General features: G+C 68.7%; 18 protein-coding genes. 11 read left to right on the top strand and 7 right to left on the bottom strand.

The window, feature by feature from the left end:
- Nucleotides 1–293 precede the first annotated feature (293 nt).
- Nucleotides 294–1235 carry a helix-turn-helix domain-containing protein gene (locus ACFWU9_RS05425; protein ID WP_384315047.1) on the top strand — a complete coding sequence of 314 codons (942 nt, stop codon included), beginning with the start codon at nt 294–296 and terminating at the stop codon, nt 1233–1235.
- 105 nt (nt 1236–1340) lie between these two features.
- Nucleotides 1341–2318 carry an alpha/beta hydrolase gene (locus ACFWU9_RS05430; protein ID WP_384315048.1) on the top strand — a complete coding sequence of 326 codons (978 nt, stop codon included), beginning with the start codon at nt 1341–1343 and terminating at the stop codon, nt 2316–2318.
- Nucleotides 2319–2990: 672 nt separating this feature from the next.
- Here the strand turns inward: ACFWU9_RS05430 and ACFWU9_RS05435 are convergent.
- Nucleotides 2991–3911 (bottom strand): NADP-dependent oxidoreductase, encoded by a 921-nt coding sequence (locus ACFWU9_RS05435; RefSeq protein WP_384315049.1) that lies wholly within the window; start codon nt 3909–3911, stop codon nt 2991–2993.
- A 375-nt stretch (nt 3912–4286) separates the two neighbouring features.
- On the opposite strand from ACFWU9_RS05435, the gene ACFWU9_RS05440 reads away from it, so the two are divergent.
- Complete coding sequence (locus tag ACFWU9_RS05440) at nt 4287–4520, top strand: hypothetical protein (protein ID WP_384315050.1); 234 nt, start codon at nt 4287–4289, stop codon at nt 4518–4520.
- A 129-nt stretch (nt 4521–4649) separates the two neighbouring features.
- On the opposite strand, the gene ACFWU9_RS05445 is transcribed toward ACFWU9_RS05440, so the two are convergent.
- From ACFWU9_RS05445 to ACFWU9_RS05460, 4 genes are all read right to left on the bottom strand, one after another.
- Complete coding sequence (locus tag ACFWU9_RS05445) at nt 4650–5438, bottom strand: hypothetical protein (protein ID WP_384315051.1); 789 nt, start codon at nt 5436–5438, stop codon at nt 4650–4652.
- A gap of 220 nt (nt 5439–5658) precedes the next feature.
- Nucleotides 5659–6303, bottom strand: coding sequence for a dihydrofolate reductase family protein (locus ACFWU9_RS05450; protein WP_384315052.1), 645 nt, complete (start codon nt 6301–6303; stop codon nt 5659–5661).
- A 146-nt stretch (nt 6304–6449) separates the two neighbouring features.
- On the bottom strand, nt 6450–6890 hold the full coding sequence (locus ACFWU9_RS05455) for a VOC family protein (protein WP_384315053.1): 441 nt from the start codon (nt 6888–6890) through the stop codon (nt 6450–6452).
- A 234-nt stretch (nt 6891–7124) separates the two neighbouring features.
- Nucleotides 7125–7646 carry a hypothetical protein gene (locus ACFWU9_RS05460; protein WP_384315054.1) on the bottom strand — a complete coding sequence of 174 codons (522 nt, stop codon included), beginning with the start codon at nt 7644–7646 and terminating at the stop codon, nt 7125–7127.
- Between the two features lie 208 nt (nt 7647–7854).
- Between ACFWU9_RS05460 and ACFWU9_RS05465 the strand changes: the two genes are divergently transcribed.
- From ACFWU9_RS05465 to ACFWU9_RS05490, 6 genes are all read left to right on the top strand, one after another.
- On the top strand, nt 7855–8346 hold the full coding sequence (locus ACFWU9_RS05465) for a DUF2975 domain-containing protein (RefSeq protein ID WP_384315055.1): 492 nt from the start codon (nt 7855–7857) through the stop codon (nt 8344–8346).
- Nucleotides 8346–8567: a helix-turn-helix domain-containing protein gene (locus ACFWU9_RS05470; protein ID WP_384315056.1), complete on the top strand. Its 222-nt coding sequence runs from the start codon at nt 8346–8348 to the stop codon at nt 8565–8567. Before ACFWU9_RS05465 ends, ACFWU9_RS05470 begins: the two co-directional genes overlap by 1 nt.
- An 840-nt stretch (nt 8568–9407) precedes the next feature.
- Nucleotides 9408–9560, top strand: a complete 153-nt coding sequence (locus ACFWU9_RS05475) for a hypothetical protein (protein ID WP_384315057.1) — start codon at nt 9408–9410, stop codon at nt 9558–9560.
- Between the two features lie 344 nt (nt 9561–9904).
- Nucleotides 9905–10618, top strand: a complete 714-nt coding sequence (locus tag ACFWU9_RS05480) for an MBL fold metallo-hydrolase (RefSeq protein ID WP_384315058.1) — start codon at nt 9905–9907, stop codon at nt 10616–10618.
- A gap of 42 nt (nt 10619–10660) precedes the next feature.
- Entirely contained in the window at nt 10661–11308 is a 648-nt protein-coding gene (locus tag ACFWU9_RS05485) for a TetR/AcrR family transcriptional regulator (RefSeq protein ID WP_384315059.1), read from the top strand.
- A gap of 401 nt (nt 11309–11709) precedes the next feature.
- Entirely contained in the window at nt 11710–12390 is a 681-nt protein-coding gene (locus ACFWU9_RS05490) for an MBL fold metallo-hydrolase (RefSeq protein ID WP_384315060.1), read from the top strand.
- 380 nt (nt 12391–12770) lie between these two features.
- Here ACFWU9_RS05490 and ACFWU9_RS05495 read toward each other — a convergent pair whose 3' ends face one another.
- A complete protein-coding gene (locus ACFWU9_RS05495; protein ID WP_384315061.1) occupies nt 12771–13877 on the bottom strand; it encodes an epoxide hydrolase family protein in 1107 nt (368 codons plus the stop codon).
- 144 nt (nt 13878–14021) lie between these two features.
- Here ACFWU9_RS05495 and ACFWU9_RS05500 point away from each other — a divergent pair, with 144 nt between their 5' ends.
- The gene (locus ACFWU9_RS05500; RefSeq protein ID WP_384315062.1) at nt 14022–14504 is read left to right on the top strand and encodes a MarR family winged helix-turn-helix transcriptional regulator; all 483 of its coding nucleotides are present in this window, start codon (nt 14022–14024) and stop codon (nt 14502–14504) included.
- 758 nt (nt 14505–15262) lie between these two features.
- Here ACFWU9_RS05500 and ACFWU9_RS05505 read toward each other — a convergent pair.
- The gene (locus ACFWU9_RS05505; RefSeq protein WP_384315063.1) at nt 15263–16333 is read right to left on the bottom strand and encodes an amidohydrolase family protein; all 1071 of its coding nucleotides are present in this window, start codon (nt 16331–16333) and stop codon (nt 15263–15265) included.
- A 94-nt stretch (nt 16334–16427) separates the two neighbouring features.
- On the opposite strand from ACFWU9_RS05505, the gene ACFWU9_RS05510 reads away from it, so the two are divergent.
- The gene (locus tag ACFWU9_RS05510; RefSeq protein WP_384315064.1) at nt 16428–17195 is read left to right on the top strand and encodes a TetR/AcrR family transcriptional regulator; all 768 of its coding nucleotides are present in this window, start codon (nt 16428–16430) and stop codon (nt 17193–17195) included.
- The last annotated feature ends 360 nt before the right edge of the window (nt 17196–17555 follow it).

The raw sequence follows: 17555 nt of genomic DNA on the forward strand, positions 1-17555 counted from the left end.
GTATCCCCTAATAGGCAGACATACGCATGGCGTCGCTCTCTTCCGGCCGGGATCGCCCAGTCGTTCAGCCCCCCCGGCGCAGGGCCTGAACGGAATCGGACTCGGTGGCCGGCCCATCAAGACAAGCCACCCCCGATGAAACCGAGTTGGCGGCACCGTCCGTCTCACCGCAGGACAGAGTCACGTCGAGCGTGGGGGACTTGGTGATCGAGACGGTGTTCCGGACCTCTGATGTCGCTCCGGAGGACAGATTCGACCTGTGGCGTGATCGGATGGCCAGCACGATGAGCCCGATGGAGATGAGGACCGAGCGGACCGATCAGTTCGAGGCGGAGATGCGCCTGCGCGGGCTGGGTGAGGTGAGTGTCTGGCCGGGACGGTGCAAGCCCATGAGCTTTCGGCGGACTCCCCGGCTCATACGGCGGTCCGATCCGGAGATCTGCCATCCGAGTCTCCCGCTGAGCGGGGGGACAGGCGTCAGTCAGGCGGGCGGGAGCGGGTTCCACGGGCCGTGGGAGATCTACGTCGTCACCACCTCGGACCCGTTCGACTGCACCAACGCGGAGAGCACCCTGGTGGGGCTCGAAGTGCCCCTCAAACTCCTGCCACTCTCCGGCAACCAGGTGCGCCGGATGGTGACCCGGCGATTATCGGGCACGGAGGGGCCGGGAGCCCTGCTGGCCGGGGCCCTCGTTCAACTGGGGCGGCAGGACTCGGGCAGCTTCCACCCGTCGGACGGGCCCCGCCTGGAGTCGGTCGTGGTCGATCTGCTCGCCGCGACCCTCGCCCACCACCTGAACGCCGAGGACGAACTCCCGCCGGAGACCCGCACCCGCGCCCTCGCGCTGCGGATCCAGGCCTTCGTCCGCCACCGCCTCCACGACCCGGACCTCGGTCCGCGTACGATCGCCGCCGCCCACCACATCTCCGTCCGCCATCTCCACAGCGTCTTCCGCACCCTGGGCCACCCCACCACCCTGGCGGCGTGGATCCGCGAGCAGCGTCTGGAGCGCACCCGCCGGCTGCTGGCCGACCCCGCCCACCGCACCACCCCGGTCCACCACATCGCCGTCCGCTGCGGCTTCACCGACGCGGCGGTCTTCTCCCGCACCTTCCGTGCCGCCTTCGGCCTGCCGCCCCGTGACTACCGCCACCAGGCCCTGAACGGCCAGGACACATCGAGCACCGAGCCGCCGCACCCCTGGCACCCAGGTGCCGCCGCGCCAGGGACGTAACACCCCGTCGTGCCCGTACGCGCCGACCATCCGGTCGAACTGCCCACGGAAACAGCCTCGCATCACCCGAACCCACCGGCCACGGCCCGAATTCGAGGTCCTCACATGCCACGACGCGACCCCCGAATCACACGGCGTGCCGCCTTCCAGGCCCGCCGGATGCAGGCGCTGTCCAGGGTGTTCATGCCCCTGCTGTTCTCCTCTGCCCGGCTGCGGTTCGCCACCGAACCGACCGCGAGACCGACGACCGCAACGATCCCCACCCGCCACGGACCGATACGCACCCTCGTGTACGCCCCGCCTGCCCGTCGGATCGCCCGGCACGAGGCGGCCGGCTCCCGCCCGCCCGTGCATCTGATCCTCCACGGGGGCGCCTTCATCGTCCGGCTTCCGCAGCAGGAGGACAACGTCGCCCGCTATCTCGCCTCCGAGGTCGGGTGCTACGTCGTCCTTCCCGACTACGACACCGCTCCGCGCGTCCGGTTCCCCGTGGCCGAGGAGCAGGCGTACGACGCGTACCGCTGGGTGCGTGAGCATGCGGAACACCAGGGCTGGGACCGTGACGCGGTCTCCGTCGGGGGCGGCAGCGCCGGAGGCAAACTCGCCCTCAATGTCGCCCTGTTGGCGATCGACGACAACTACCACCGTCCGGCCGCTGTATCGGCGGAGTACCCGGTCCTCGACCTGACACGCGAGGACGCGACACGCGTCTCGGTCAGGAAGCGCCCCATGGTCTCCCCTTCGATGATGTCGCTGATGCGTCGCACCTATTTCGCCGACACCGACCTCAGTTCCCCCCTCGCCTCTCCCGCCCTCCACCCGCGCCGGGGCGAACTGCCGCCGACGCTCGTTCTGACCGGCGAGCACGACACGCTGTGCCGGGAGGCCGACGACTTCGCGCGCGACCTGGCGGCGGCCGGTGTCGACGTCACCCACCATGAATTCCCCGGCGCCGACCACGCGTTCACCCACACCAAGCCGGTCGAGACCGCCGAGGCCGCGATCCGGATGATCGGTGAACACCTCTCCAGGGCGTTCGCCGGAACCGCGGCCACGGAGGACTGCTCGGACGCGCCCGGCTGATCCAGCTCGTCACGCGGAAGTCCGTGCTGTGGCCAGCGAGTTGGTGAGTGAGGCGTTGGCCGTACGATCTTGGTTATGACGGTCCCGCGCCGGCCACTAGGCCAAGGCCCCCAGCAACAGGTCCCCGCCGTACCCCAGTTGCCCCCGGGGTCGGCCCGCCGGGTTCGCGCGGCCGAGGCGGATCTGGAGACCGGTGGGCTCTACCGGCCGGCCGGACTGGAGTCGATACAGCAGTTGCGCGCCAGGGGCGTCCTCGGCTCGGGACGTCTCTCGCCGTCCGGGGCCGGCACATCCGGCGAGGACGAGGCCGCCTCCGGTCGCGAGGAGCCGCCACCAGCTACCTCGGGACGCCACGCCCGCCGATGACCCCGCACCCCCGGGGGTGCCCCTGCTCGGTGGTGGCCCACCGGTGAGCGGACGGTCTCGCCCGAGGCGCCGGCGTTGCGAGCTTCTGGATCCGCAAGCGCATCGCGAACCGCTTCGAGATGCTCGACCGGCAACGACTGGACCTCGCGATCTCACGGTTCGACTCCGACCCGTGCGGACCTGGGCAGGGTGTGGCCCGGACGCCGGACCAACGGCACACCTTGCCCGGCCTCGGCCGAGCAGCCCAGTGCACCGGCACCCCCGGAGCGCACGCCGGCGCAGCCTCGGGGCACCCTGGCGGCTTCCTCAGTCCTCGCCGACGCGGATGATCGTCTTGCCGTGGACACGCTTCCGCGGCGCGAACGCGTCGGCGGTCTCGGCGAGTGGGCGTACCGAGCCGATGACCGGCTTGAGCCGCCCGTCCCGCAGCCGCGCCGCCAGCTCCACGAGCTGGGCCCGGTCGGCGGTGACGACGAAGAAGACGGCCCGTCCGTCCGCAGGCCGCACGGTGACCGGCTCCGCGATGGTGACCAGCGTGCCTCCGGCCCGGACCAGCGCCGCTGAGCGCTCGAGGATGTCACCGCCGATCACGTCGAAGACCAGGTCGACCTCGCCGATGTCCTCCAAGCGCTCGGCCTGGAGGTCGACGAAGACGTCCGCACCCAGGCCGATGACCGTCTCCCGGTCCGCGGCCCGCCCGGTGCCGATCACCCTCGCGCCGACCTCCCGGGCGAGCTGCACGGCGAGGGAACCGACGCCCCCCGCGGCCCCGTGCACCAGCACGGTCTGGCCCGTGGTGAGGCGGCCGTGGTCGAAGAGGGCCTGCCAGGCGGTGAGCCCGGAGACCGGCAGGGCGGCGGCCGTGACATGGTCGACATCGGCCGGCAGCGGAGCCAGATTGCGGGCCTCGACCGCCGTGTACTCGGCCAGCGCGCCGTCGCGGCTCCAGTCGGCCAGGCCGAACACCCGCTGGCCGACGGTCAGCCCGGTGGTGCCGTAGCCCAGTTCGGTCACGACGCCGGACAACTCGTGCCCCGGCACGCTCGGCGTACGGTCACGACCCGCGCGGTCGGTCCAGGTGCCGGGCCAGGTCAGCTCGCCCGGGGTGAACCCGGCGGCGTGGACGCGTACGATCACGTCGTTCTCGGCGGCGTGCGGATGGGCCAGATCGGTGAGAGTCAGTCCGCCGACACCGGCGTCGCGGTCCTGGACAGTGATGGCTCGCATGAGGTTCCTCGGTGATCCATGGGGGCGGCCGGGTCTGCGGGCGCCGTACTGTTTCCCCTCCGACCGTAATCATGGAGCGGCCCGGACGACTGGGCCATTCGCGGAGCCGTGCGTTGGGCCAGTTGCCCCCCTCGCCGGGCACCGACAGGATCCGGCGAACCCCCACCGGCGCCCACGAGTCGGTCGGCGCCACTTCGAGACGCGCGCCGGCCACGAACGACCCCCACCCCACCCCACGCCGACCGACCCCACGCGCGCGGCGCACCCCACCCGTACGAGGTACAGCCAGTCCGGAAAGCAACCCACAGTGGTCGATCGGCACACTTCCAAGTGGACGTTGGCTAAGGTGTGTTGCCCAACACCGGGGGATGACGCATGGGGCCGATGTACTTCGGCAGAGAACGGCTCGCGATCGCGGGATGCCTCACGCCGGAGGGCCGGCCGCTCGTGGCGACCGGTGGCCACGACGGGGTGCTTCGCCTCTGGGAGCCGGAGACGGGCGGGCTTGTGCACGCGCTCCCTGTCGGCGCTCCGATCAACGCGCTCCTGACGATGGACGGCTTGCTCGTCATCGGCTCGCGAGACGGACTGATCGCCCTGGAGCGCTGAGACAAGCACCACCGTGTACCCGGACGAGGACGACTGCCGGGACCTGGTGTCACCCATCGGCTGAACCCATCGGCGTGCCCCCTGCACCACGGTGCGGGTGCAGGGGGAGGCTATTGCGCGGGCCGACGTTCAGCGGGCGTGTCGGGCTCGGACGCCGTCGGCTTCGAAGTCGTAGACCGTCCGGTTGATCCGGAGGCCGTCGACGGCGCCGATCCACATGTAGTCGCGACCCTTGCCCACGGCAGCGGTGTAGATGACCGGCTGCGCGCCGCCGTCGTTGAGCGCGGTCTTGAGCTCCTGGAAGGTGCACAGATCGCTCAGCCGGCAGTTGGTGACGGTCCCCGCGTTGCCCGTGAGATACCAGGTGCCGGTCGTGGTGGCGTCCAGATAGGGGCTCCAGCGATTCACCACGGGGGAGGGAGGCGGGTTCCACACCATCGAGGAGTAGGTGGTGGCCGGGGCTCCGGTGAGCTTCGGGTTGATCTCGAACCTGATGTTCGGCATGTTCTCCGTGCCGCCGTACGAGACGTTCTCGCCGGTCTGGAAGACATGGAAGCCGACCTTCGTCAGCGCCAGTACCCGATCGCCGTAGAAGTCGACCTCGTTGCCGAAGCTGACCTGCTCACTGGGCGGGGTGAGGGAGGTCGACCTGTCGGCCACCTCGATTCCGAGACTGCCCCGTCCGTAGGGGGGTCTCGCGGAGGGGCCCTGTACGCCGAACGAGCCGAACGGGCCGTTCCGCAGGGAGGCGACGGGAGAGCCGATGGTGTTGCGGGTGATGACCCCCCAGTGGTCCGAGCCTCCCCAGGCTCCGCCGGTGACGGCGGACGCCGATCCGGGGACGGCCGAGGCGACGGCCGCGACCAGCGCCGTGACCCCAAGCGCCACTTTCCGCCTCATACCGAAGCGAGCGTCCACGCTCACTCCTTCCATCGTCGGGAGAAGAGCAGGACGGGCGCCGAAGCTGGGCCCTGCATGGCGGACGCCACGATAGGCAAGGGCGCTGGGGGACCAGCGACAACACACCAGCGATATAAGACGATTAGTCTCCCTGGCGGAACGTACGGTCACCTGCTGCTGACGGCTGCAGAAGGGCACTGGTCATCGGCCGCATGCCGACATCCCCCTGGCTCTGGTGTCACTTACGCCAGAACAGGTGATGGGTCACGCCGCTCGGACTGGGCACGACCTCCAGCTGGAACCGGTCCAGCAGCTCGTCGGGGGAATCCCAGAGCCGTACCCCCGATCCGAGCTCCACGGGTGCGACCGCGACATGCAGGGTGTCGACAAGGTCGGCGTCGAGGAACTCCCGGATGACGGTGGCCCCGCCACCGAGTCGCACGTCCTTGCCCTCCGCCGCCTCCCGTGCCTGTTCGAGGACCGTGGCGGGGTCCGCGTCGACGAAGTGGAACGTGGTGTCGGACAGCGTGAACGACGGCCGCTCGTGGTGGGTCATGACGAAAACCGGTGTGTGGAACGGGGGCTCGTCACCCCACCAGCCGCGCCACTCATGGTCCTGCCAGGGCCCGCGCTGGGGCCCGAACTTGTTGCGACCCATGATCTCGGCGCCGATGTTGCGGGCGTAGTCGCGGGTGAAGTAGTCGTCGAGGCCCCGGCTACCGCCACCGTCCGAGCGATAATTGAAGCTCGCCGTGTCGATGGCCCAGCCGAGGAGTGCCCCGGGGTCGGTGTGGCCGAAGGGCCGCTCCATGCTCTGGTCCTCACCGGCGCCGAATCCGTCGCGTGAGATTCCGAAGTTCTGGACTCTCAGCAGCTGAGCCATGTGTTCCTCCTGTGGTGTAGACAACGGTGCTGAGACTCTACGACCCGGGAAAACTCATCGCCCTCTCGCCGCCCGGCGTGCATCCGCCTGCCGGGTCCGGCGGCGGCAGCACGCCTGCGGCGCGCGACCTGGCCTTGTGGGGTGGGTCAGTGCAGTTCTTCGGCGAGTCCGATGATGATGCCGTCGGGCCCACGGAGGTAGCAGAGCAGATAGCTCTCCTCGAACTGGGCGATCTCGCCGAGGAGTTCGGCGCCGTAGGGGCGAAGGCGCGCGACGGTGTCCTTGATGTCGTCGACAGCGAACATGACGCGGTGGGTGCCCAGAATGTTGTGGGGGAGGTCGCGTGGCTTGGTGCCGACCGCGGCGGGGGTACGGTACTTCGCGAGTTCGAGCCGGCTGTTTCCGTCGGGGGTGCGGACCATGGCGATGTCACAGTGGACGCCGTCGAGTCCGGTGCACTGGTCGGCGACGGGGCCGCTGACCTCGGCCCTGCCTTCAAGCTCCATGCCGAGTTCCACGAAGAACGCGATGGCGGCATCGAGGTCCTCGACGACGATGCCGACGTTGTCCATACGCTGAATGGCCATGCCGTTCTCTCCTTCTCCCTTGTGCGGCCGCCCGGTGGTGGCCGCTGATGCCCCTGGGACGGAGCTGGCGCCCCGTTCTCGACATCCGCAGACCACCAAACTCAGGAAGCGGTTCCGTGATCGTTACACGTTTCCGCTACGACACCCCGGCTCCCGTTCCGCGAACCTGCTCTGACCTGGCCGTTGGCAACCTGCGGCCGTCGGATTCGGCAGGTGAGTGAAGGGGTCAACCCGTCAAAGACCATCCTGCCGACCGTTGGCGTGGGGCAGGCGGGGACTCGTCGAGAGTGCCCAGGGTTCGTCGGCGTTCCGTCCCCGCCACAGGATCCGGCCGTTGCGGCGCTCCCAGTCGGCGATGAGCGCTGCGCGACCGAGCCAGTCAGTGGCCGGCAGCAAGGGCATGAACCCGATGAGGGGATGCCACACCAGGGCGAGGACCAGGCTCGGGACCAGAAGGATGAGGAACATCAACCCGTTGAACGGACTCTGCTTCCGCAGCCGCGTGGCCGGAAGGGCGGGCAGGGGCTCGGGCAGAGGGAGGGCCTCGTCGTACATACGTACGTCAGTCAGCCAGGGAAGAACGCGCAGGAAACCCGGCACGGTCCGCAGAAGGGCAAAAGCGCACGCCGTAGCGGCCAGGGCTGCCGCCCCGGGTCCTGGGGGCTCACGGACGGCCAGGACCACCGGAACGACGACGGCGGTGGCCGCAAGCGCCGCGAACGCGCCTCTGAGTTCATGATGCAGCAGTCTGTCCATGCTCCGCGTTCCCCCAGTGACGCTTCGCTCGGATCTCGGCCACGGCAACGGACCTCTGCCGGGCGGGCGTTGGCCGAACGGTACAGCCGAGGTAGCACTCACCACCAGCGTGGTCGGCGGACGATGCGGACGGCGGTGACTACCCACCCCTTGCTCCACCTATCGAGATTCGATAGATTTCCATCGTAACTCGATGGAAGGATCGGTCATGGGAAAGCTGGCAGTGCGCGCGCTGCGCGCCGTGCTCGTGGTGGTGCTCACCGGCACCGTGTCCGTACAGGCATTGATGGTGTGGGCCCTGGTGAGCGGGAGCGACCCGGAGGACGGGTCGCTCCCGCTCACCCCGCTGCGCGTGATCACGATCCTGGGGATCGGAACAGCCCAGGTGGCCCTGGTCTGTGTATGGCGACTGGTGACGATGGTGCGACACGGAACCGTGTTCTCCGACGCCGCCTTCCGGTACGTGGACCTCATCATGGGCGCGATCGTCGCGGCCGCACTTGTGTGGTTCGCGGTCACGGCCCTGAATGCGCCCGGCCAACGGGAAGACCCCGGCGTCACCCTCATTATGGGCGGGATTGGCGTGGCCATCCTGGGAGTGGCGCTCATCGTGCTCGTGCTGCGAATGCTGCTCGCCCAAGCCGTCGCCCGTGACGTCGAAGCGGCCCAGATGCAGGCCGAGTTGGACGAGGTGATCTGATGCCGATCACTGTCGACATCGACGTGATGCTGGCCAAGCGGAAGATGTCCGTGGGCGAACTCGCGGACCGCGTAGGGATCACGCCCGCGAACCTGGCGGTACTCAAGAACGGCCGCGCCAAGGCGGTGCGCTTTGCGACGCTCGCCGCGCTCTGCGAGGTGCTCAATTGCCAGCCGGGCGACCTGCTTCGCTGGGAGGCCGAGGACACCGCGGGCGACTGAACAGTATCCGCCGACGCGCCATCGCCGATCCCGCTTGTCCGTGACCAGCTCCGCGAGTATTCCCTGGCCTTATCCGGGGTGATCCCGGGCCGGCTGGAGCGGGAACGTTCCGGCCTCACGGTCGACCAACCTGCCTATGATGTAAAAGGGTTGGGGATCCGGAGTGGATCTCCTTGCAGAGGCGCCCGTGATTTGCGAATAGGCGCAAGCCTCTCTTGCTCTGTTCGACTTGGAAGTTGGGAAACCCAGTGTTCAGGAAATGGCGCGAACGGCGTATCGCTCAAGCTTATGCGGAAGCGGTCGAAGGGAGGTTCGAAAGGCTCGCGGCCGCGACCCAGACGCTCTCCCTGGAGCAGGAGAAATGTGCAGAGAGGCTCGCCTCGCTCGGCCACCTGGCCTTGTCGACGACAAGAGAGGAAGTTCGAGCTATCGGGGAACGCTTGAACGAGGAAGGTGGGCGTTCCCTGATGGTCAGAGTGCTTCATAGTGCCGAAGCCTTCTGCATGGAGCAGTCCGGAACGCGGCAGTCCATTCTGCGGAATGTCGAGGTCGCCTGGGACGGGATTGGGGAGTGGAGGGGCTGAGCACCTTCCTGGGGTGATCTGCGTTCAGGTCCAGGGGACTGGCTTTCGATGACTGGTGCTTCGCCCCGGTCGATGACTGGATCGGGTAGGCGGCGTACTCCTTGAGGGCCGTGATGGTCCGGATCGTACTCAGGCCGCGGCTCACCCGCCCCCGGGGTGAGCCGCAGCCTCCAGCAGGTGCCCCCGCCTGATCCGCTGCAACGCGCCTTGGTGGTCGGTGAGATCACCCTGGGTCCGTCGAACGCCGACAGCGAGGATGGCGGGCGAGCATGCGGAACTACACCGCCAAGCCATCCAGCTCAAACGCCGCCGCACGGATCGCAAGACCGTCAAGATCAGCGTCAAGGCGGTCTACGCGGTCGCCTGCCTCAGTGCGGAACAGGCCTCACCCACCGAGCTCGCCGGTTGATTGAAGTCCGGCACCTCGTCCGAAACGTGCCGTTCGCCGAAGACGCCTTCCAGTTGCGTACCGGCTCCGCCCCCGCCGTGGGCGCGGCTTGACGCAACCTCAACGTCGTCGCAGAGCCGCATCCCCGAAGTCCTGTCCAGGCGGGGTGCCCCGGGTCTCTCCCATGCGCGGCCGAACTCCTCGGCGAGCGCGCAGGGTTCCGTCGTCGCCGGACGCCCGTCGAGGTATTGCCAAGCCAAGATCACACCCATAACATCACACCCATGAGGTGAAGGCCGTGAGGTTACTGGCGCTCACGGCTACCCGCAGGTGGGATCCATCCGGTTTGATCAAGGGAGACTGCTGTGAACATCGTTGATCTACGTCCTGACCTGCGCATGGTGCTCGACAAGGGACCTGGGCAGGCCTACCTGCTGCGCCGCGGGTCGGACGCGGTGCTGGTCGACACCGGAATCGCCGGCCAAGGCGAGGCCATCACCGAGGCGTTGCGCGGTTGGGGCCTGGACCGGGAGTCGTTGACCCACGTCGTACTGACGCACTGGCATCCCGACCACGCCGGTTCGGCTGCTGAACTGGCTACCTGGCCGAATGTTCGCATCTGGGCGCACCGCGGCGATGCCCCGATCATCCGCGGGGACATCGACGGCTCGATTCCCTCCCTCACCCACAACGAGGAGGAGTTCTACGTCCACATCGCCGGCACCATCCCCGACGCCGCACCTTCCCGTGTCGACCGCGAGCTCGACGACGACGAGATCCTCGACGCGATCGGCGCCCGCGTCCTGTCGACTCCCGGCCATACCGACGGCAGCATCGCGTTGCACTTCCCGAACGAGGCCGTCCTGTTCACCGGTGACATCGCCACCGAGCACCAGGGCCAGGTCATACTCGGGCCGTTCAACCACGACCGCCCGCTGGCCCGTGAATCTTTCCGTCGCTTCGCCGACATCGATGTCGACACCGTCTGCTTCGGCCACGGTCAACCGCTACGCGGCGACGACACTGCCCTGCTGGGCGCCGCGGCCACCGCCGACGAGGTCCCGGACCCTCTCGGCTGACACGCGTTCGCACCGAACCGGCGGCGGCGTAAAGTTACGGCCGTGAGCAAAGACGCTGCCGGGAGCAGACGGCGAAACGCCCGAGGTGCGGGGCACGCACTGCGCGACGACATCGTGACGGCCGCCCGGGAGATCCTCATCGAGGACGGCTACGCGAGTTCGGTGACCCTGCGCGGGCTGGCGCGGCGGATCGGCATCGCACCGCAGTCGATCTACCTGCATTTCTCCGGCCCGGACGAGATCGTGCAGGCCGTCACCGTCGAGACCTTCGCCCAGCTGGGCCGCTTCATCTCGGATGCGAAACAAGGAATCGAGACGCCTCGGGACCAGCTCATCGCCGGCTGCCGCGCCTACATGGCGTTCGGGGTCAACAACCCGAATCTGTACGGACTGCTCTTCCAGCGCAACCGGCTCCTTCGTGGGGCGGAACCCCGCCCGGCCCCCGCGGACGAGCCTGACAACCGCAACCCTGACGCCGGGCCGTTCGCCTACCTCATGGACGGCGTCCGGCTCTGCATCGCCGACGGATCCTCCGGCGTGAAAGACGTCCTGTCCACCGCAACGCAATTGTGGGCAGCCATGCACGGCTTTGTTCTGTTGCGCAACGGCTACGAGTTCCCATGGCCGGACCTTGCCCAAGCCGAAGTGGAGCTCATCAGCTCGATCGCAAGGCTTCGCGAGCCCAACTGACTTGCCGAGATTGCACATCCTCAGCGGGCCCCGGCTGGCGACCGTACGGGGGGTCGGCGGAGATCGTGCCGAGACGGCCGGCCAAAGGGCCGGGCATTCCGCAGCACGTTCATCACCTCGTAGCCCGTACCGTTCAAACCGCCCCGGGAACCCCCTTTTGGCCTGCGCCAGTGATGTCCGCGCCGCTGCTTCTGGTCGCCGACTCCCCCTCTGTGCAGTGCCGTTGTCCTCCGCCTCGGTCATCTCGAACTGACTCGCTCACCCAAGCATTCGCCAAACTGTCGACCTTGCGCGTACAGGAGACCGGCGCGATGGCGCTGCGTGAGGTCCAGCGGCGCGCCGGCGTCCCGGCGGAGTGACGCCAACAAGCACTGACAACAACACCCTTGGAGGCTTCTCGCATGGACATCCACCCGATCAAGGACGGCATCTCCACCGCCTACCTCGTCATCGACGACGGCACGGCGATGCTCGTGGACGCCGCCACCCCGACCCTCGCGCCGAAGGTGCTCGCCAAGCTCACCGAGACCCGCGCCAAGCTTCAGCTGATCGTGCTGACGCACTTCCACTACGACCACGTCGGCGCTGCCGATGCCCTGCGCGCGGCCACCGGCGCCCGCGTGGCCATCCATCATGCCGATTCCGCCGCGCTGCGCGCCGGTGGCCAACTGCACGTGATCCCGCGCCGGCCCCTCGGCCGGATGCTGGCCGCCAATGTCATGCGTGGGTTGAAGGCACCGGTCACCCCTGACCTCGAACTCGACGACGATGAGGACCTCACCCAGTACGGCGGCATCGGCCGGTCCTTCTGGACCCCCGGCCACACCCCCGGCTCGGCGAGCGTGCAGCTGCCCACCGGCACCGTCCTGGCCGGGGACGCCTTCGGCGAGGCCCTTTTCCCACGGCACGGCGCCGAACGTCCGCTGTTCGCCGATGATCTGGACACCGCTCTACGGAGCCAGCTCGCCATCATCGACGCCGCCCGCGGCGACGTACGCGTCGCGCACAACGGGCGCCTGCAGGAACGCTCACTGGTCAAACTGGCTCAGCGCCTGCGGAGCGCCGCCATACAGCCAGCATGAGCAACGCCCATCCGGGCGGACCTCGCCTCTCGGCGGTGGTACCGGCGTACACGCGGTGAGCCCCCACTTGTCACCGGACCATGCGGGAGTGGTCAGTGGTCCCCAGGGGCAGCCGTCGGACACCGGCATCCCGGAGTGCTTCCCCGCGACGCGGGGCTGCGCCTGGGGACGCGGGCCCTTTGATGCACGGACCCGCCGTGAAGAAAGGGCGTTCGGGGCACGGGCGTTGGTGGTCTGTCGGCGTGCGGACTCGCGTGCACAGACGCGTACGGGTGAACGTGCCCAGGGACGTGGCCTGTTGGGATGCGTGAACCTCGGAGGCGAACGGCCTGATGGCCGCGAGCTCCCAGTGCACGGCAGTTCGCGGCCAGCAGTGCGTCCTATGGGACGGCGACCCGGTGGTCGTCCTTGATGCGGGTGAGGAAGAACTCCCGGACGTCCTCGGCGAGCAGGTCCGGCACCTCCATGGCGGCGAAGTGGCCGCCTCGCTCGAACTCCGACCAATGCCTGATGTCGTACAAGCGCTCGGCCAGCGGTCGTACCGACTGCGTGATGTCGTGCGCGAACACCGCCACGCCGACCGGTACCGGGCACGGCTCGATCCGCCGCGGAGCCTCGCGGTGCAGCCGTGCCGAGGAAGCCGCGGTGGCGGTCAGCCAGTAGAGCGAGATGTCGGTGAGTATGCGCTCGTCACTGATGGGCGAGCGAGGGTCGGTCCACTGTGCGAAGCGCTCGGCGATCCAGGCCAGTTGGCCGACAGGCGAGTCGGTGAGCGCGTAGCCGATGGTCTGCGGGGTGAGGGCCTGCAGAGCCTGGTACGGCGGACGGCTCGCCATCAGCTGCCTGACCTTGTCCAGCCGGGCTTCATCCGTTTCGGACAGTTGGATGTCGGCGTCCGGGGCCGGCCGGGTCGGCAGGTAGTTGACGTGCACCCCCACGACTTGCTCGGGTGCCACCGCGCCGAGCGCCGTCGAGATGCCCGAGCCGAAGTCGCCGCCCTGCGCACCGTAGCGCTCGTACCCGAGACGGCGCATGAGCTCGGCCCACGCCCGCGCGACCCGGACGATGTCCCAGCCGCGCTCGTGGGTCGGCCCGGAGAAGCCGTAACCGGGGATGGACGGGATCACCAGGTGGAAGTCGCGCGACAGCGGTTCGATCACGTCGAGGAACTCCAGGAACGAACCGGGCCAGCCGTGGGTGAGGATCAGCGCGAGCGCGTCCGGTTTCGAGGACCGGACGTGGACGAAGTGGATGTTCTGGCCGTCGATCTCGGTGGTGAAGTGCGCAAGCTCGTTGAGTCCGGCCTCGTGCTCGCGCCAGTCGTAGCCGGTGCGCCAGTGTTCGGCCAGCTCCTTGAGCCGTGCCAGTGGGAAGCCGTAGTCCCATCCGGCGTCGGCGACCTCGTTGGGCCAGCGGGTGCGGGAGAGTCGGTCGGCCAGGTCGTCGAGGTCGGCCTGGGGGATGTCGATGCGGAACGGCTTGATCATGGTCTCAACTCCAGGGGCTGCTTCAGTGGCGTCCAGATGTTCGGCCGGCCAACGTCCGTCACACCAAATCGTTGGTCACACTAACGGTTCTCTTGTCGGCGACGATAGTTTGTTGGTGGGACTAACGCAACGTACGATCGCGGCATGAGCAACGGCACGCCCGACATGGCGAGCTCGACTGACCGCCTGGCCCCTGCCACGCGGCTGCGGAACCTGGGGACCCGGCTTCTGTCACTGGCCGCGATCCGGTCGGATCGCCTGGTGAACGAGGAGCTGGCGCGCGCGGGCGCGCGCAAATGGCATTTCGCCGTGCTCGCCACGCTGGACGAATTCGGACCCGCCAGCCAGGCGGAGCTGAGTCGCCGCACGGGGATCTTCCGCAGCGACATGGTCGCGGTGATCAGCGAGCTGGCCGATCGCGGGCTGGTGGAACGCTCACCCAACCCTGCCGATCGCCGGCAGAACGTGATCGCTGTCACCAAGCAGGGCCACCGGCAACTACTGAAGCTGGACGAACTGCTCGCCGGGGTGGAGAACGAGGTGCTTGCGCCACTGACCCCGTCGGAACGCGAGCAGTTGGCCCGACTCCTCACGGTCCTTGTGGATCACCACGGCCAGAACATGTGAACAAGCCGCGCCCTCCACCCGGATCGATGCAGCGCGAGCGCGGGCGGGCCGCAGATCGTCGGGAAGTCGTACATGGACACGACCGGGAGCGGTGCTTCCGTTCGGATGGAAGAAGATGTGCGCCACATCGCCCCCGGCGGGGCAGGCGGCTACTCGCCGTCGGCCAGGGCCCCCGCATGTCCGGGTAGCCCGGTGCCGACCGGAGGCGCTCGCCGATCCAGCCTTCCGGGCTGCCGGCTGGACGTTCCACGTCGGGCTGTGGCGCTGCCCGTGCTCGTCAGCACGAACCATGGGACGCCCATGTAGGTGAGGCAATTCCCCGCGATCGAAACGAGGTTGGCGGCAAGAACCGTTGCCGGAGGACGGCGATCAGCCGTCCCGAAGTCTTCGGACACTACGGTGGTCTCCCAGAGGGGAAGCGCCCACCGTGAACGAAGCAGGTCAGCCGGTGGGCGAAGCGAAGTGGTCGGCGTCCGGCGCGCATGGCGACGCGAACCGCGGTGCGGTGTTCACAAGCAGCGCCTCCCACACTTCGCCGGGATGACCACCCGGCATCTCCACGCATGGTGACCTTGGCCACCGGCCCTCCGCAACCACGATCCGCCGCATTGGGCGAGCTCACACGGTCGTCCTCCAGACCCCAGCGCCCGGTGATTGTCGTGGTCTGCTGGCCGCCGCCGGCATGGGCAAGCCTGCCCGGATGGACGGCGCGGCCCGCCGGAACGATTCCGGCGGGCCGTCAGGTCGGCCTGCCGGCTTCAGTCGGTTCGGGGGTCCCTGGCGCGGCTGCCGGCATCCGTGGTGGCCGCGGCACGGCCGGTCAGCCGCTCCCAGTTGCCGGAGCCGATGGCGGCCTTCTCCTCCTGGGTGAACGGCGCCTGTTCGAGGAACGACCGGGCGACCCCTCCGCTGGTGTCCAGGAAGGGGAAACCGCCGGGCCGTGTGCCGAACGTGTACGGGTAATCCGTCGAGTACAGCATGCGGTCGGTGCCGACGACCTCCGCCGTCCACCGCAGATAGCGTTCGCTGACCGTGCCGCTTCCCGCCACCCAGAAGTTCTCGCGGAAGTAGTCGGCCAGGGGCCGCTCCAGCTTGGCCATGTCCCGCAGGATCCCGATGTGGTCCAGGTAGAACAGGATCACTTCGCCCCAGTGTCCCGCGATCACCTGCAGGTCGGGGTGGCGGTCGAACACACCGGAGAAGATCATCCGCAGGTACTGAACGCCAAGGTCGTAGTACCAGCCCAGTCCGGCGGTCGCGAGCGCACGCCCCACTCCGTTCGGCAGCCCCGCGTAGTAGGCGTCCTGGACCGCTCGCACCGGGGTCTGCGGATGGAAGTGCAGTGGAACCCGGAGCCGCTCGGCCGCGGCGTACAGGTCGTCGAACTCCGGCGCGTCGGCCAACGTGTCGCCGGTGCGCCCGTAAAGCATCGCGCCGCGGAAGCCGAGCTGTGTGACCGCGCGCTCCAGTTCCGCCGCGGCGGCTTCCGGGGACGGCGTGGGGATGGCCGCGAACGCCTGGAAACGCCGCGGGTGGGCCTGGACGATTTCGGCGAGCGCGTCGTTCGCCTCCCGCGCAACGCTCACGGCGTCCGCCGCCGCGAGGTTCTGCACCCCGGGTGTGGCCAGGGACAGGACCGCGACGTCCACGCCCTGGTCGTCCATGTCGGCCAGCCGCCGGTCGCCGACGTCTCGCAATCGCCGCGCGAACGGCTCGTCGCCGTAGCCGAGCTGCGGTATCGGCGGCACCCCTGTCCTCGTCCACGCTTCGAGCAGGACCGGCAGAACCACATGTTCCTCGATGGCCACGACGTGCAGCTTCTCAGGCATCGCGCGCTCCTCTTGCTTCGATGTTTCCCTCGATACTCCCATGACGATAACATCGATAGCTCCAATGGAACCGCACCGCTGATATCATCGATACATGACTCATGGTTCGAAGGCCGACCCCCCATCCGCCCCGGAGCCGGAACCCTCCGCCGACGCCCGTGAGGTCACCCGGCAGCGCGTTCTCGAGGCTGCGGCGGACCTGCTCGCACGCGAGGGGCGCGACGCGGTGACCACACGTGCGGTCGCGGCTGCCGCGGGGGCGCAACCGCCCGCGATCTATCGTCTGTTCGGCGACAAGGACGGGCTCCTCGAGGCGGTGGCGGAGCACGGCTACGCCACGTTCCTTGCGGCGAAGCGCGTGGACACCCACCCTCAGGATCCTGTCGAGGACCTGCGTGCCGGCTGGGACCTCGCCGTCGAGTTCGGGCTCGCCAATCCCGAGCTGTACGCGCTGATGTACGGCGAGCCCAAACGCGGCACGACATCGGCCGCCTTCCAGGCGGGCATGCGGATCCTGCTGGGACGCATCCGCCGACTCGCCGCCGGCGGGTGGCTCCGCGTCGACGAGAAGCTCGCGGCCGCTCTCATCCACGCGACCGCGCGCGGCGCGGTGCTCACGTGGCTGTCGCTGCCCGAGGATCAGCGCGACCCCGCCCTGCTCACCGCCATGCGTGAGTCCATGGTCTCCGCCGTCACGCACGAGAAATCCGTCGTGCGACACGCGGGCCCCGCCGGCGTCGCCCGAACCTTGCGCGCCCTGCTGCCCGAGCAGACAGCGCTCAGCGGCGCGGAGCAGCACCTGCTCGGCGAATGGCTCGACCGCATCGCCGCGGACGGTGAGAGGCGTCTCTCGGCACGCTGAGCGATTGATCGGAGGGCAACAGCCCTTCGCGGAGCCGTTGTTGCGGTCACCGGCGGGATCCGGTCAAGTGCAGGTCTCCGGGAGGCCCGGTCGGAAGCCGGGGGCGAGGGCGTCTTCATCGTCGGGATGCCTGTGCGGGCCCTGCCCGCCCGGAATATGAACCGCCGGCCACGGTGGAGCGGGGTCCGGTTGTCTCCGGCCTTGCTGGTCGGGGCGGTTGGCAAGATCTTGATCTTTTTCCTCGCCGCGGTGACAGTTTGTGTGTAAGTTGTGACCGCTTGCATGGGGAGTGTGAGTGTCATGGGTCCTTAGTGGCTCATGAGGGGGTTTTGGGGAGGGGCGCGGTGCGCATGCACGGCG

Origin of the sequence: Streptomyces sp. NPDC058653 (assembly GCF_042716895.1) — a bacterium.
In the GTDB taxonomy this organism is placed as follows: Bacteria; Actinomycetota; Actinomycetes; order Streptomycetales; family Streptomycetaceae; genus Streptomyces.